General features: G+C 70.0%; 8 protein-coding genes and 7 pseudogenes. All 15 read right to left on the reverse strand.

Annotation, left to right across the window (positions count from 1 at the left end):
* Window positions 1–629: 629 nt before the first annotated feature.
* On the reverse strand, window positions 630–2318 hold a 1689-nt coding region (locus UG55_RS25720), incomplete at its 5' end, for a D-alanyl-D-alanine carboxypeptidase family protein (RefSeq protein ID WP_313954642.1).
* 681 nt (window positions 2319–2999) lie between these two features.
* Window positions 3000–3404, reverse strand: a pseudogene (locus UG55_RS43935) (DUF1003 domain-containing protein); the annotation flags it as partial.
* Window positions 3405–3921: 517 nt separating this feature from the next.
* The coding region (locus tag UG55_RS46075; RefSeq protein ID WP_304440454.1) for a hypothetical protein at window positions 3922–4003 on the reverse strand (82 nt) is incomplete at its 5' end.
* Window position 4004: 1 nt separating this feature from the next.
* Window positions 4005–5019, reverse strand: a pseudogene (locus tag UG55_RS25730) (glycerol dehydrogenase); the annotation flags it as partial.
* A 148-nt stretch (window positions 5020–5167) separates the two neighbouring features.
* The coding region (locus UG55_RS25735; protein ID WP_242425118.1) for a thiamine pyrophosphate-dependent enzyme at window positions 5168–6409 on the reverse strand (1242 nt) is incomplete at its 5' end.
* Between the two features lies 1 nt (window position 6410).
* A pseudogene (locus UG55_RS43940) lies at window positions 6411–6577 on the reverse strand (benzoylformate decarboxylase); the annotation flags it as partial.
* 1 nt (window position 6578) lies between these two features.
* Window positions 6579–6781, reverse strand: a pseudogene (locus UG55_RS43945) (thiamine pyrophosphate-binding protein); the annotation flags it as partial.
* 407 nt (window positions 6782–7188) lie between these two features.
* On the reverse strand, window positions 7189–8016 hold the full coding sequence (locus tag UG55_RS25740; protein ID WP_206779437.1) for a hypothetical protein: 828 nt from the start codon (window positions 8014–8016) through the stop codon (window positions 7189–7191).
* 1816 nt (window positions 8017–9832) lie between these two features.
* Window positions 9833–10355, reverse strand: a 523-nt coding sequence (locus tag UG55_RS43950; protein WP_242425119.1) for a sensor histidine kinase, incomplete at its 5' end; no start/stop codon positions are given.
* Between the two features lies 1 nt (window position 10356).
* A pseudogene (locus UG55_RS43955) lies at window positions 10357–11179 on the reverse strand (histidine kinase); the annotation flags it as partial.
* A gap of 1 nt (window position 11180) precedes the next feature.
* Window positions 11181–11356, reverse strand: a pseudogene (locus UG55_RS43960) (histidine kinase); the annotation flags it as partial.
* Between the two features lie 73 nt (window positions 11357–11429).
* Window positions 11430–12720: NAD(P)/FAD-dependent oxidoreductase (locus tag UG55_RS25755; protein ID WP_242425120.1), on the reverse strand; the 1291-nt coding region annotated here is incomplete at its 5' end.
* A 1-nt stretch (window position 12721) separates the two neighbouring features.
* A pseudogene (locus UG55_RS43965) lies at window positions 12722–13076 on the reverse strand (response regulator); the annotation flags it as partial.
* Between the two features lie 1606 nt (window positions 13077–14682).
* Window positions 14683–15027, reverse strand: a complete 345-nt coding sequence (locus UG55_RS25765) for a hypothetical protein (protein WP_066074326.1) — start codon at window positions 15025–15027, stop codon at window positions 14683–14685.
* On the reverse strand, window positions 15024–15497 hold the full coding sequence (locus tag UG55_RS25770) for a hypothetical protein (RefSeq protein ID WP_066074329.1): 474 nt from the start codon (window positions 15495–15497) through the stop codon (window positions 15024–15026). The genes UG55_RS25765 and UG55_RS25770 overlap by 4 nt, the downstream gene beginning before the upstream one ends.
* Window positions 15498–15866: the final 369 nt, after the last annotated feature.

Consider the following 15866-nt stretch of genomic DNA (forward strand, 5'->3'; position numbering starts at 1 on the left):
CCAGCCGTAAACCGCCGCTGTTCGCCCACTGGGCATGGACCGTGAGCACCTGGCAGGCAGGATAACAAGAGCCCGGTGACGGGAGACTGTCACGCCGGGATCTGTGGGAGCCCGGGGGTGAGATCCCCCCGGGCTACCCGACCTGGGTGTCTCTTCGGGAGAGGCGTTGACAACCTCGGTGGTGGAGGGGTTGCAACCCCGGGGGGAGCGGAGACACAACGAGGTCTTCAGTCGCAGTCGGCGAATATTCGCGGACGGGCGGGCCGGGGGTGGGCGAGGGCTGTTTCGGGGCTTGTGCGCCTACTGAAGCCCTGGTGGCAGCGTTGTAGGGGTTCCCGGCTGGGGGCGGAGGCCCGGTGGCCGTGCCGCAACCGGATGGCCGCGGGCCGAGGTGCCCGCGGGCGAGGTGGTGGACGTCGGAGCGGGCGGGGCCGCGGTGTCCCGATGCCGGCCGGGAGCGGTCGCTCGTCGGCCTCGCGACCCGCCTCGGCACCCGGGGTGCCCCGTCCGATCAGACAGGTTTGTCACCACGGCCCGGCCTGGCCGCCCGCGCCCCGCCCGCGCCCCGGCCCCGGCCTCGGCCCCGGCCTCGCCCCGGCCTCGGCCCGGCCTCGGCGGCCGAGAAAGTCCTACGGGCCAGGCGATCGGGCGGTGCCGAACGGGGGCGTCTCGGTACGCCGGTGTTCGGCGCGGCGGTGTCCCTCGGTGTCGTCCCGTGGCTGGTCGGGCATCAGGGAGGGCAGTCCAACCAGGTGCCTGCCGCCCCCGGCGCGGGTCCGCGGGCGTGCTCCCGGCCTGGTGGGCCTGGCCGACTCGGGCGCCCAGGCCCGTCCAGAGGGCGTGTGGTCGTGGGGCTCCCGGTCGGAGAGGTCCGCATCGCCGTAGTCCGGTGGTGGCCTGTGTACCCGAGGCCGAGCCGGTGCCCGCGACACCGGCGAGACTCGGGACGGGCGCCCACGTCCCGGCCCGCCCCTGGGGCGAGCGGAATGCCTGGGGGACCGTCTCGCGGTGCGCGAGCGCCGGCCGGTGCTCGCGCGTAGCGTCAGCGCTGACGCTACGAGGGTGACGGTCAGCGCCAGCCAGGTCACGGGGCCGACGCCGCCGGCTTCGTCCTCCGGCCCCGCCGGCCGGAGCCTGGCGCTGGGCGCGTCGTCCGCACGGTCAGCGTCCGCCCCGTCGGCGGCGCCGGCCCCGCCGGCCCCGCCGGTTCCTGGCAGGTCCCCGCCAGCTCCGCCCGGGCTGGCATCGGCAACCGCCTCCGCGCGCGACGGCCCGGCCAGGCGGCCGACCGGGCGGATGTCCGCGGCGTGCGCGAAACCCCAGTCCAGCAGCGCCTTCGCGTCGACTGCGTAGGCCGGAGCGGTCCGCAGCAGGGAGACGATGAGCGTCCGTCCGCCCCGGGTCGCGGCACCGACGAAGGTGGCGCCGGCCGCGACGGTGTAGCCGTTCTTGATCCCGATGGTCCCGTCGTAGGTGCCGAGGAGCGTGTTGTGGTTCGCGATCTCGAACCGTTCGTCACCGCGGCCGGGGAGGGAGGCCCGCGGGACGGTGAGGTAGCCGCGCACGATCGGTTCGTTCAGCACCGCCCGCCCGATCACCGCCAGGTCGTGGGCGGTGGTGCGCTGTCCGTCCGCGTCTAGACCGGTGGGATCACCCGCCACGGTGTCGCGGGCGCCGAGGTCGGCGGCCAGCCGGTTCATCCGGCCGAGCACGGCCTGCCGGCCGCCGGCCGCCTCCACCAGCGCGACCGTGGCGTCGTTGCCGCTCGCGATGAGCATGGCCGTCGCGAGGTCGCGCACGGTGTAGCGGACACCGGGGACGAGGCCGACCCTGGTCCCGTCGACCTGGGCAGCCTCGTCGCTGATGGTGACCTCGCGGTCCGGGGAGAGCCCCGGCAGGACGGTGAGCGCGGTGAGCATCTTCATCGTGCTTGCGGGAAGGTCCGGCAGGTCGGGGTTGTGGGCGGCGAGGATCGCCCCGCTGGTCGCGTCCGCCACCAGCCAGGCCTCGGCGGCGATGCCGTCGGGCGGGGGCACGGTCTCCCCGGTAGCGCCGACAGGGCCAGCGGCCGGCTCAACCACCGGGTCCGCGGCCGCGGGGTCCGCTGCCGCGGGGTCCGCCGCTGTCGTGCCCGGGGCACCCGGCTCCGGCGCGGTGCCAGTTCCCTCCGGTCCCGCTGCCGCTGCCGCTGCCGCGGACACGGACACGGACACGGACGCGACCGCCGTCGGGCCGACCGATGCGGGCAGGGCGGCGAGCGGGACTACGAAGAAGGACGCCGCGAGACCCGCCGTCGCCAGGACCGACCGGCGGACCCCNGCCGAGGCGCCGGCGGGTCGCCCGGAATGCGTGCGGCCTGGCGGAACACGGCGCTCCGCGGCGCGCTGCGGGACAAGCGGGTCGTGGCAAGATCGACGCGTCCGGCCGGCATGCACCTACCGAACGTTACCGGTCGATCTTCATTTGGTGAGTTTGCCGTGTCACGTGTCTCGGATACGTGTTCGAGTCGTCCGGATTGGTGCTTTTCGCCCCGCCCGCGAACCAGTTCGGGTCGGGAGGAAAAGATGGCCCGCAGTGGTAGCCCCGTCCGCGGCTGGTGTCTCCGCCCGGGTAACGACCGTCAGCGCGGGGTCGGCGCCCGGTGTGCTGCCCTGACCCACGATGTGCTGGGCCGGAAGCGCTGCGGTGGTCTGGCTCCGGGATCCCGGCGCGGGTGCTGTCGGCGTGGCGACCATTGACGTGCCGGATACGGACGACACCACGGGCGCCGGCCGCATGGCGTGCGGGACGGATCCGTTCGGGGTCGCCAGGAGGGGCTGGGCCCCGGCCACCGGCGCCTGCGCCGGTGTCGGTGTCGGTGTCGGTGTCGGCACGAGCGTCGAGCGCAACAGCGCCTCGATGTCACCACGCAGCGATTCGAGCTGGTGGGACAGCTCGCCGCGCACGTACTGCCGGGTCGCGGTGTCGCTCTGCGAGAGCCGCAGGGCGGCGACCTCACNGGTGAGGAACTCGGTGTCCTCCCGCATCCTGATCGCGGCGGCCCGGTCCTCGGCGAGCGTCGCGCGATCCCGGTCGTCCTGCCGGTTCTGGGCCAGCAGGATCAGGGGAGCGGCGTAGGCGGCCTGGGTGGAGAAGGCCAGATTCAGCAGAATGAAGGGGTATGGATCCCAGCGCATCAGTGGCAGCGCCACATTCAGCGCGATCCAGACAGCCACCACACAGGTCTGAATGGCCAGGTAGCGGCCGGTACCGAGGAAACGGGCGATCGTCTCCGCACCTCGGCTGAGAGATTCGCGGTCGACCCGGCCCGCGATCAGGGGGGACCGGCCGGCGGCCGGCGTGTCCAGCCGGCCTCCTCCGGATCCCCGGCGTACCGCGAGGCGGGTTGTGGTGTTGACGCTCATGGGAGAGGTCCCTCCGCGGTCGGGCCACCGCGAAGGGCGGGCCGACACACACTCCAGAGCAGGCCGCGAGGGAAAAGAAACGCCCACGGCAGCCCAGACCGACACGTCGCTGATGGACCGCACCTGCCGGCAGTGAACCCGGAGGTCACCAGGACCCGGGTTTTGTGGACGGGGCCGGACCGATGGCCGGGCGTCTCGCTTCAGTACGGGGAGACGGCTCCGGCCGTGCCGGCCGCCGGGCTGAGAATCAGCCGGCGTCCACCAGCAGGAAGCGGCCGTTACTGGAGTACCCGCCAGGATTCACAGCGGCCACCTCCTCTGGTCAGCCTCAGTAGAGGATGGGAAATCTGTTGTCAAGGATAACTGCCCCTCGCGATTGTGCTGCTATGGGGTCACCCGTGACCTCTGTCGCGCTTCCGTCGCCTGTCGTGCGCCGGTCAGTCGACCACGCCTGAGCAAGGCGACCTGGTCACCCGCCGGTCCTCTCCGCGGTCACCGGGCCCGGCGGCCTCCGGGCTCAGCGACCTCCGCGCCCGGCGGCGTCGGCGGCCAGGATGGCATCCACCACCATCGGCGGGTCGAGGTCGAACGGTTCGTTGNGCGCGGTCTCGCCCTCGGCGAGCGCCCGCACGGCGATTCCACGCAGTAGCTCGATCGGCGGATCAGCCAGCCCGACCTGCGCCAGCGTGCGCGGTAGCCCCACCCGCGCGCTGAACGCGAGGACCTCCGCCAGCTCCTCCTCGGGCCGCCCTTCCAGCACGAGCTGGACCAGCAGCCCGAACGCGACCTTCTCCCCGTGCAGGAAACGATGCGTCTCGGCGGCGACCGTCAGGCCGTTGTGCACCGAGTGGGCCACCGCGAGACCACCGGATTCGAAGCCGAGACCGGACAGCAGCGTGTTGGCCTCGACAAGCCGTTCGACGGCCGGAGTGACCGCCCCGGCGCGCACCGCCCGGATCGCGGCCGGCGCGTCGTCGAAAAGGATGCGCCGGCAGAGCTCCGCGAGGGCTCCGGCGGTGGCCGTCTGCGCGCCGTGCAGCTGGTTGGCCCGCCTGGCCTCCCGCACCGTGCGGGCCTCATACCAGGTCGCCAGGGCGTCACCGATCCCGGCGACCAGCAGCCGAGCTGGTGCCGCCGCGATCGCGGTGGTGTCCACCAACACCAGATCCGGATTGCGCGGATAGAACAGGTACCGCTCGAAGGCCCCGTCCGGGGAATACACGACGGACAACGCACTGCACGGCGCGTCGCTGGACGCGGTCGTCGGGCAGGTGACGACGGGCACATCCAGCGCCGCCGCGGCCGCGCGGGCGGTATCGAGCACCTTGCCGCCGCCGGCACCCACGATCACCGTCGCCTCCGGGTCACGCGCCGCCGAGACGACCCGGTCGATCTCCTGGTCGCTGCACTCCCCGCCGAACAGGTGCACCGTGTACGGAATGCCGGCGCCGTCGAGGCTCGTCCGCCACGCGTCCTCCAGCAGATGCAGCGGGGCGGCGCTGGTGACGATCACCGCCGGGCCGGTGAGCCCGAGACGGGCCATCTCCGGCCCGAGCGCGGCCGTGGCATCCCGCCCCTGCACGTAGCGACCCGGCGATCCGAACACGGCGAGCATGGACGGACACGCTAGTCGCCGCCGCGCCGCCCGTACCGGAAAACGCCCCCAGGTCTGTGGTCTCCGGACGGAGCCGGGGCCGGCCCCGCCGGGATCGTCCGGAGCCAACCCGGCGGACGTCAGCCCCGGTCGCCCCGGGCGCTTCGGATCACCCGAGAGCCACCTTCTGCGGTCGGGTGGGCACCACGATCACGGTCGGCGTGTCCGCTTCCAACGCCGCGGTGACCTCCTTCTCCAGCTCGGCGGCGCTCGAGACGTCGACCGCCCGGCAGCCGAAACCGTGCGCGAGCGCCGCGATGTCCAGACCGGGCAGGTCGAGCCCGGGCACACCGGGCGTCTGCTCCAGGTCGGCGAACGACTTGAGGATGGAGTACTCGTTGTTGCGCAGGACGACGTACACGATCGGCAGCGCCTGCTGCGCGGCCGTCCACAGCGCCTGCACGGAGTACTCGAAGGAGCCGTCCCCGATGACGGCGATCACCGGGCGCCGGACTCCGCGGTCCCGGTCGCCGAGCGCCACCCCGACCGCGCCCGGAACCCCCCAGCCGAGGCCGCCGCTGGCGGTCGCGAAGAACGAACCGGGCTCGATGACGGGCAGCCATTCGACCTGCTGCTCCATCGTCGACGTCGACTCGTAGACGATCACGGCCTCCCGTGGGCGGGCGGCGTTCAGGATCGCGTGGACCTCCTCCCCGCCGAGCGGACCGCCCGGAACCCTCGGCAGATCGCGCGAGCGCCGCATCGGCCGGGCCTGGGAGCGGTCGGCCCCGTCGTCCACCAGCTCGGTGAGGAGCTCGATCGCGATCCGAGGATCCCCCAGGATGCTGTCGCCGACTCGGGCGGTCCCGGCCGAGTCGGGGTCGCCGGTGATCTGAATCAGGTCCGCACCCGCCGGCAGGATGTCGCCGGGCGAGTAGGGGTAGTAGCGAAACACCGCCGCGCCGATGACCGCGACGAGGTCATACCCGGCGAGCATCTCGCTGACGGCCCGCTGCGACATGCCCAGCCGGCCCTGGTAGAGAGGGTGATCCTCAGGGAAGGAGACCCGGTCGGGCAGGGCCGCGCCGAACACCGGTGCGCGCAGCTTCTCGGCCAGCGCGATCGCGGCGTGCCAGCCGCCGGCGCGGTCCACCTCCGGGCCGATGACCAGAACCGGCCGCCGGCTCGCGGAAAGACGCCGGGCGAAGCCACGCAGCCGCTCGGGCTCGGGCGCGCACACGGTGCTCACGCTCCGGACGACGGGCGGGCCTTCCAGCGGGACGTTCCAGTCGTCGAACGGTATGGACAGATAGACCGGACCCGCCGGTGGCTGCGCCGCGATCGCATAGGCCCGCATGAATGCCTCGGGGACATCCTGTGCGCGGAGTGGTTCATACGACCACTTCACCCANGGCCTGGGCAGGGTCGTCGCCTCCCGGTTGCTCAGGAAAGGCTCGCCGATCACCATTTCGCGATGCTGCTGGCCGGTCGTCACTATCAGCGGAGTATGCGCGTCGTAGACCGAGACCAGGCTGCCGATCGCATGCCCGAGACCAGCGGACGAATGCAGGTTGACCAANGCCGGCCGGCGGGTCGCCTGCGCGAAGGCGTCCGCCATGGCCATGACGGTCGCCTCCTGCAGTCCCAGGACATAGGTGAAGTCCCGCGGGAAGTTCCGGAGAAATGACTGCTCGGTCGAGCCCGGGTTGCCGAACACGGTCGTCATCCCAAGCGACCGCAACAGCTGGTATGTCACGTCGTGGACAGTCGAATCGCCACTCATCTGATCTGGCAACCTCATCTTCGGGGGATGTCCCGGACAAAGCGGTGACATCGTGCTCACGGGAACGCCGGAGCGCGGCGACGGGAATGCTCGCAGGTAACCCTGGTGCTCGCCACCGGGGCGCCGTCGCGAATCCCCCCGGTTCGGCGGTGCCGCCGCGAAACAGCCCGGTCCGGGGCCGCTGGCGCCTACCTGGATCGGATGACGGCCGCGAGGCTGTCTTCTCGGCGAATCCGGCACCTGGGCACCTGCGGGGCGCTAGCGTTGAGGCCGCACCACGTGGATGCGGACACGCGCGCGGCCGCACCGGTACGCCAGCCACCCTGCGCGGCCCCCATCCGCCGGTCAGTGGGACAGCAGGCAGGGCCAGAGGGGGGAAGGGTGGCTGGCCTGCCGGCGGGCGCGGATCATCCCGGAAGGTCCGTGTTGACCACGGTATGCCGCCAGCTGAGCAGTTCCTCGGGCGACAGTCGCGTCGAAAGTCCGATGGTGATCGTCAGCTCGTCGTCCTCGGTCCACAGAATCGCATTCCGGTCGTCGGCGGTGAGGTAGCACGCGAGCCGGCCGCTGTGCTTTCCGGTGTTGGTGTAGGTCTGCGCTGCCGCCGCTGGGCAGGTGTCCGACGGGAGATCGCCGATCAGCGTGGCGACAATCGCGTACAGGTGTTCTCGGGTGTCGTAACGGTAGAGGTAGGACGCTTCGGGGCCGGTCAGGTCGGTGGGCAGGCATGCAAAGGAGCTGACGAGCCCCTCCGTGAAAGGATGCTCGTTTTCGATGACGGCCTGACAGCGAGAAAACGGTATGCCCGGCGCTCGTGGGATCCGTGGCACCGGCGATGAGAAAGGCTGCCGGGAGGTCGCTGACGGTGCCGGCGGCATCGGTATTCTCGACGAGTAGGTGGTCGTCCCCGTCGCGCCCGACGACGCGGCCGCCGGCTGCCGGCGCTCCGCCGTCGCCATCGGGTCGATGCCGAGCAGGAGAAGAATCGACGTGCCGGCAATGCCCGGAACTATGCCGGCCGCGAAGCGGTTGAAAAGGATTCGGCGTTTACGCAGGCGCCAGAAGTACTTCCAGCACCGCAGGTCGTGAACCAGCACCGCGATGATCACCGGCCAGAGGGCGAGGATCATCGCGAGAGACAGGGCGGGCGACAGGGAGGACGGTGGAACGAGTAGCAGGGCAAGCGTGACGGCAAAGATGGGTGGGGTGACGAAGCCCACGATGAGCATCGCCATCAGCACGGCTTCCCGTGACGTCCGCCGCACNGGTGATCGCCTTTTTGTCATCCAGTAGAAAAGGATCAGGCCGCCCACCATGCTCACGCTCATCGAAAGCGGATAAAGCAGCTCGGTCAGCAGTTCCTTTCCTTTTATCAGGGTGGAGAGGGCGGCAATCGTGGAGACGGTGATGGCAACCTCACCGAATTTCATGGCCGAACGGAAGTCGCCTTCCTCGAACAGCTCGATCGTGCGCGCGGTGGGGCTGGGAATGATGCGTCGGTACGTCTGGAAGAAAATCCGCCACGCATCCAGCCGCAGGAAGAGGTTGAGGACGGCCATGAAACCGTTCTCCTGGGACTCCCGTTCCGCGCTGCAGACGAGACAGCGCTGTCTCTCGTCCTCGACCACTCCATGTGGGCANGGTGCGGCTGCCATAAGCTGTTACCCCCGTGAAACAATGCTGGCGCCGTCGACGCCGCTGCCTGGCTTGTATCCATGCAGTCGAGGCGAGTGGATGCTCCGCCCGGCTGTCGCGGACAGGGTCATGATCCTACTGTCATCCGTTCTGGTCACGAGTCAGGGGCGAGCGGGGTGTCGCCTTGTTGACATGGTTAGCGCGCCCGTCGGGAACGCCTACTCGGCGTAAAGCGACAACGAGAAGCACCCGTGACTGTTCAGGGATGCGTCGAGAGAAGAGCCGTAGCCATACCCTGGCCGTCCGGGCTCCGGTGGCCGGTCGGAGCGCCGAGGTGAAGAGAAGTCGCGGTTCCCGGTCGGTGAAGTGTTACCTTGGCAATATGGATGATCATCCTGAAGTCAGCGGTTCGACCGATGATGGCCGGGGCATCGATCCGGGTGTGGCCGGCCGTAATCCCCGCAGCGTGGGTCGGCTGCCGGAGGCGAGCTCGATCAAGTTCGCTCCGGCGAATGTTCTCCTCGCCGCCTGCCATCCAGACTCGGTGCGCCTGTGGGATCTCGCCGAGCCAACTGCGGCCCGGCTGGTGGGAACTATCCCCGGTATCAAGGACGCGGATGCAGTGTCCTTCCCGGGCAATGGGACGAAACTTTCCGTCGTCTTTCGGGCGGTGCACCGTCGTGTGGGTCAGCTCTGGAATATCGCNGACCCGACCTCGCCCCGTCCTGTCGACGAGCCGCAACGCTGCGACGAGACGCCGTATGTCACCCCGCCGGGGGCGGTCGGGGAGTATGCGTGGCATGGGGGGCACGCGTGGAACCTCGGTGTTCCCAGTCCCCTGGGACTGAAAAGAACGTTCTCCTATCAGCGCCGGGCATCGGCGGAGGCGGCCGAGGTGAGCACGGTGCTGGTCGCCGTCACCGGTACGACCGTCGAGCTGTGGGACATCACGAATCCGGCGGAGCCCAGCCAGGTCGGCTGGCTCGGGGATCACTACTCTGATTATCATTCCGAGATCGATGGTGTTTCACTCTCGCCGGACTCGCGAATCCTGGCGGTCGGCCGATACGAGGAGGAGATGCCCGCTCGTTATGACCCCTCGGTTCACCTGTGGGATGTCTCCGAGCCGGCCGCCGCCCGCCCGCTCGCAGTGCTGCCGGGGGCAGAGTTCCCGTTGATGTTCTCGCCGGACTCGGCAATGCTGGCGGCCACGTCCCGGTTCGGCGTGCAGGTCTGGGATCTGACTGATCCGCAGTCCCCTCGCCGGCATGGCGCCGTCTGCGATATCGCACGCGACGCCGAGATGGACTTCTCCGCCGATGGTGTGATTCTGGCTGCGGTGGGTCGTCGGTCGGGCGTGCCGGTAACTCTGTGGAAAGTTCGCTGACGGTTCTCGCGGCGCCGCCGCGCGGTCAGTCAGCCCGGGTGGGAGGGGTCCGCCGCGGCCTCGCCCGCGGCCTCCGCGCCGAGCGCCAGCGGGCTCGTGGCCTCGGGCCGCAGCGGCAGAGCGACCCGGAAGCGGGTGTCGCCGGGCACCGAGGTCACGGTCAGGTTGCCGTGGTGGCGGTTCACAACGATGCGCCATGAGATGTCCAGGCCCAGCCCGGTGCCCTCGCCGACCGGCCTGGTCGTGAAGAACGGCTCGAAGATCCGGTCCTGGATTGCGGCCGGAACCCCCGGCCCGGTGTCCCGGATCTCGACCACCAGGTGGTCGTGGTCCGCGGCGGTGACGACCGAAAGTGTTCCCGAGCCCGCCATCGCCGCCGCTGCGTTGTCGATGAGATTCGTCCAGACCTGGTTGAGCTCGGCGGCATGGACCGGGATCTCCGGCAGGGCCAGGTCGTAGTCGCGCACGATCCGCACACCCGCGAGCTTGGCGCCCAGCATGGTCAGTGTGCTGTCGAGCAGTTCGTGGATGTCGGCCTGGCGGTACGGCGCCNGGTCGAGCTGGGAGTACTGCTTGGTCGCGGCGAGCAGGTCGGAGATCCGGTTCGTGGAGTCCTCGATCTCCTTCATCAGCAGCTCGCTCTCGACGGTGTACATCAGCCAGCGGACCGCGCCCTCCAGGATCTGTGGGGCCACCGTGCCCGCCACCCGCTCCAGCCAGTCGACGTCGAAACCGGCCTGGACGAAGGTGGGCGCCAGCTCCCACCCACCCGCGACGCCGTGGTCGTCGAGCCAGTCCGAGATGCCGTCCTCCCGGTCACTGGTCTCCATCGGCGTCAGCGCGGGAGCCTTGCCGACCCGCTCCGCCGCTTCCTCCTGCAGGGCGATCAGCGCCGCCAACGCCGGGCGGTCATACGGCCCGGCCGCGACGAGACCCAGCTTGTGCCGCATGCCGGCGACCCGTTCCCGCAGCGACGCGGTTGCCCGCACCGCGGCGGCGGCCGGGTTGTTGAGCTCGTGGGTCAGGCCCGCTGACAGCGAGCCGAGCGCGAGGAGCCGCTCCCGCTGGCCGGTCTGCTGCTGGAGGTTCTGCAACCCGAAGAACAGCCCTTCGAGCATGTGGACGGCCATCGGGAACCACTCGCGCATGAGCTGGGCCAGCGCCTCCCCGTCCAGCACGACGAAACGTGACGGTGAGGTGACCCGCATCGAGTTGTTGTAAAGCTGGGGCAGCCGGTCACCGAGGTAGGCGAACCAGGCACCGGCGTAGACGCCGCGCTGGTCGGTGCGGGTGACTTCGACGTCGTCGTCGCCGACGCGCCGGCTGAGCACCAGGGAGCCCTCGACCAGCACGTAGAAGCAGGTGGCCGGCTCGCCNTCGCGGAACACCGGCCCGGGCTGGATCAGCTCGACGTGGCCGTTGCGGCAGATCCAGTCCAGCTGCTCGTCGGTGAGCTTCTCGAAGAGGAACAGGCTGCGCAGCTCGTCCAGGTCACAGGGCAGCTCGACCCCCTGCGGGCCCGGCCCCTGAGCGGTCTCGGCGGGGTCTGCCATGTCAGCCTCCCTGCCCGGCGGACGAACGGAGCCGCGCGCCCGTCGGCGTCCTGTGGGCGAGTCCCGTGAGCGATCAGCGCCCGGCCAGATAACGATGCACCAGCGCGACCGCCATCGCGCCCTCGCCCACGGCCGAGGCGACCCTCTTGACCGACTCGGCACGCGCGTCGCCCGCCACGAACACACCCGGCAGGCTGCTTTCGAGATGGTATGGATCCCGGTCCGGGACCCAGCCGGCAGGCCGCCGGCCGTCGACGACGAGATCCGGCCCGGCCAGCACGAAACCGTGCTCGTCACGGGCGACGATGCCGTCGAGCCAGTCGGTGCGGGGTGCGGCGCCGATGAAGACGAACAGCCAGTGCGTGTCGACCTTCTCCGTCTCGCCCGTCGTCCTGTCCCGCAGGACGAGGCCTTCGAGATGGTCGGTGCCGTGCGCCGACACGACCTCGGTGCAGGTCCGGACCGTGATGTTCGCGACGGCCGCGATCTGCTGGATGAGGTAGTGCGACATCGAGGCCGCAAGCCCGGAGCCCCGGACGAGCATCGTGACCGACCGTGCGTGCCGGGCGAAGTACATCGCCGCCTGCCCGGCGGAGTTCGCCCCGCCCACGATGTAGACGTCCTCGCCGCTGCAGCTCGGCGCCTCGGTGAGCGCGGAGCCGTAGAAGACCCCCTGGCCGGTCAGGTCGCCGAGGCCCGGGGCGTCGAGCTGACGGTAGGAGACGCCGGTCGCGAGGATCACCGCGTGAGCGTCGATCCGGCCGCCGTCGCCGAGCACCAGCCGCCGGGCGGGCCCGGCGGTCTCCAGCGCGACCGCGTCGGCGGTGGTCAGCAGCTCCGCACCGAATTTGAGCGCCTGGCGGCGGGCCCGGTCGGTCAGCTGCGAGCCGGAGACCCCATCCGGGAACCCCAGGTAGTTCTCTATCCGGGAGCTCTGCCCGGCCTGGCCGCCGGTCGCGTGCCGTTCGACGAGGAGCGTCCGCAGACCCTCGGAGGCCCCGTACACCGCCGCTCCCAGGCCCGCCGGCCCGCCGCCGACCACGATCAGGTCGTAGAAGTCGCCCGCCGGCGCGGTGACAAGCCCGACCCGGTTCGCGAGCTCGACGTCGCTCGGGTTGACGAGCGCGGTGCCGTCAGTAGTGATCACACATGGGATCGAGTCGGGTTCCGCTCCCGCCGCCGCCAGCAGCCGCTTGCCCTCCGGCTCGTCGGCCAGATACCAGCGGTACGGGACATGGTTGCGGGCCAGGAAGTCGCGCACCTCGTATGACCGGGCCGACCAGCGGTGCCCGACCACCCTGGTCTCGGCGACCGGCCGGCGGTCCGCGGCCCGCCAGGCATCGAGCAGCGAGTCCAGGACGGGGNAGAGCTTCTCCTCCGGCGGGTCCCAGGGCTTGAGCAGATAGTGGTCGAGGTCGATGACGTTGATCGCGTCGATCGCCGCGTTGGTGTCCGCGTAGGCGGTCAATAGTACGCGCCGGGCCGCTGGGAACAGGTCCATCGCCTGTTCCAGAAACTCGATGCCGTTCATGCCGGGCATCCGGTAGTCCGCCAGGATGACGGCCACCTCGTCCCCGCGCAGCTTGATCTCCCGGAGTGCCTCCAGCGCCTGCGGCCCCGACTCGGCACGCACGATCCGCCATGAACCGCCGTACCGGCGGCGCAGATCGCGGGCGACCGCCCGCGAGACGTTGACGTCGTCGTCGACCGTCAACAGCACGGGCCGCCCCCCGCTCCGCCCCGCTGGCGCCGCTTCACCGACGCCGGTGCCGGCATCGTGGCCGTGCGCCTGGGGAGCGGGTGCGTCGTGGGGCGTCACCGCCGGTGCGCTCGGGGGACCGCTGGGCGGTCTGGCTGGCTGGGCACAGGAGGCCGACTGCGTCCGGTCACGCGCTCAGTCTAGGTCGTTCCCGTGCCAGCCGGTCGGGTCCTGCTGATACGGGCGACCAGGAACGAGCGCCAGTTCGGCGATCATCCGACCGGGCGTGCTGACTCTCTGCCGCGGCCCAACCAGGCGCCTGCGCCCGCGACGTCCTGCTGTCCCCTGTCTCTACCGGTGTCAGATCCGCGCGGGTCTCGTGATGTTGGTCGTCCGCGCTGAGCGGCTTCGCCGCTGAGACGGCAAGCCCCGGGGTTTTTCTGTTCGCCCACTTTATGGCGATCAACGTGTCCGAACTCGCGCTCCCACAAGGAGACCACGGCTTGCGGCCGGTGCGAGGCTGGACGGGTGACTCTGTCGAAGCGTGCGTCCTGGTTCCTGATCGCGGTGGGTGTGTGGACGTGGGCCATCTGGCCGAATTTGTAGAACATTCATTTATGGCCTAGGTACTGCAGCCGGGTGCGGCGGTCGTGACAGTAGGAGAGCGGGCACTCGGCTTCGGCTGCGGATCCACTCTTCGACACCGCCGTCGAGGNGCCCGGCGACACGCAGCAGATCATGGTGGAGGGTCGCGAGCGGTCGGTTGTGGATCGGTTCGTGGTGCGCGACGCGGTTGCGGAGCCGAACGAGGCTGNCGACAGGGTTGTAGATCCGGGATCGTTGCGCCGGGCGGAGGTTCGGAAACGCGCGGCGGAGTGCGGGAGTCCACAGGGTTGTCTCGTATCGCCTGGTCAGAAGGTAGCGCCAGAAGCCGAACGTCAGCTCGGCGATCATCCGACCGGGCGTGATGACCTTCCCGTCGCGCCGCAGCCTGGCGTAGGCGTCGGCGACGTCCTGCCGTCGATGGGCTTCGAGGATGCCGATCGGGTCGTCGTACCACTGGCCAGATCTTCGCTGGCGCTGATGCCAGCGAGTGAGCTGGTCGTGCAAGGTGTTGCGCAGGACGATCTCGAAGAGTCCGAGGACCTCGTGGAAGGCGGCGCTGATGCTGCTGTTCCACTCGTACAGGGCCACGGCCTGCTCAAGGTCGTGATTGCAGGCCCGTTCGTACGGATCGAGGCGCTCGGCGCTCAGCCTGCGCCGGATCTGGGCCGCGAAGGCGTGCGACGGGGTCAGGGCCTTCGACATCGAGCTACCGGTCTTCTACACTGTGCGGTGGACACCCCGGATGGCCTCTACCGCTGGACGCCTTTACGGCCAGGCGGCAAGCCCCCGGGGTTTTGTCTGTCCGCCCACCTTATGGCGATCAACGTGTCCGAACTCGCGCATCCACACGGAGACCACGGCTCGCGGCCGGTGCGAGGCTGGTGGGGTGACTCTGTCGAAGCGTGCGTCCTGGTTCTTGATCGCGGTGGGTGTGTGGACGTGGGCGATCTGGCCGAATTTGTAGAATATTCACTTATGACCTAGGTACGGCAGTTTGAGTCTCGGGCTCCCTGGGCCGGCCCTATTCGGTGACCTTGGGATGGGCAGCGCCTGCATGCGTGATCCAGATGCGGTGCCTGTCGTCGTCGATGCAGTACCAGATGCGTCCGCCACCGGTCGCTTCGTACTGCCACTGGGGCAGCGGACGACCGCCGATGCTGCGGGTGCCGAGTGAGCCTTTCAGCGGATGCTGTCGCTGGTTTCGATGGCGTGGGTCCCGCTGGATGGCATCGAAGGCGGCGCGTGCCGCCGAGGGATGGCTTCGGCACAGACTGTCCCAGCCTTCGCCTGCCGGGTTGTCGGCGGCGAACAGGTCCCACTTGTCGGGGTCGGCGGGACGGGGAACACGGTCTCCGCGGCGGGTCACAGGGGTGGGCTCAATTCTGGGCCGTCTCCGGGCAGCGGCCTGGTGAGTTCTGTCGCGAGATGCGGATCGGCGTGGATGGCAGCGGTCTGGCGCCACTCGTGGACGAGTTGCGTGAAGGGGGCGAGCACACCGGCCTCCGCGCCTGCCTGGAGCCTGCGTAGCAACGTGGTGACGCACTCGGTCTGCTCGTGCTCCGGGAGCAGCTCGATCCAGGGGAAGACCTCGGCCAGGACGTGCTCAAGGGTCTGCTTGGCGGCGGGCTCGTGGAGGGTCGCGCGCAGGATGCGGGCGGTGATCGCCAACGCTTCCTCGACGTCGCTGGCTCGGTCGGCCAGCTCGATGCGCAGGTTTGGGCCGTCTCGTCTGGCGAGCTCGACGGCTTCGCCTTGGTCGATGAAGGCGAGGACGCGCTTCGGCTCTCGCAGGAGGTCGCTGTAGGGGAAGGAGACACGGGCAGCGGAGGCGACCATGACAGGAGGATATCTGAACTAGTTCAGAAGTCTAGCGCGGTCGCTGATGATTCTCGGCCGGCGCTCGGTGGAGTCCGGCAGCGTGGGACAGTGGCAGGGGCTGGGCATAGGTGCACCGGATCTTCTACAGTGGCCGTGTAGACCCCGGATGGCCTCTACCGCTCAGGCGGCAAGCCCCGGGGTTTTGTCTGTTCGCCCACTTTATGGCGATCAACGTGTCCGAACTCGCGCCCCCACGCGGAGACCACGGCTCGCGGCCGGTGCAGGCTGGACGGGNGAGGTGCCCCATTTTTTCCGGACAGCTACCCCTAATAGAATAGGGGGAGGTCCGGAAGGGATGATAGTTGACACGGAAACGTAGAAAATTCT

It is taken from the genome of Frankia sp. EI5c (genome assembly GCF_001636565.1).
GTDB lineage: Bacteria > Actinomycetota > Actinomycetes > Frankiales > Frankiaceae > Parafrankia.

Bases quoted from the DNA above. Each gene is read 5' to 3' on its own strand.
- UG55_RS25740 (WP_206779437.1), bottom strand. From the start codon at position 8,016: ATGGCGATGCTCATCGTGGGCTTCGTCACCCCACCCATCTTTGCCGTC.
- UG55_RS25770 (WP_066074329.1), bottom strand. From the start codon at position 15,497: ATGGTCGCCTCCGCTGCCCGTGTCTCCTTCCCCTACAGCGACCTCCTG.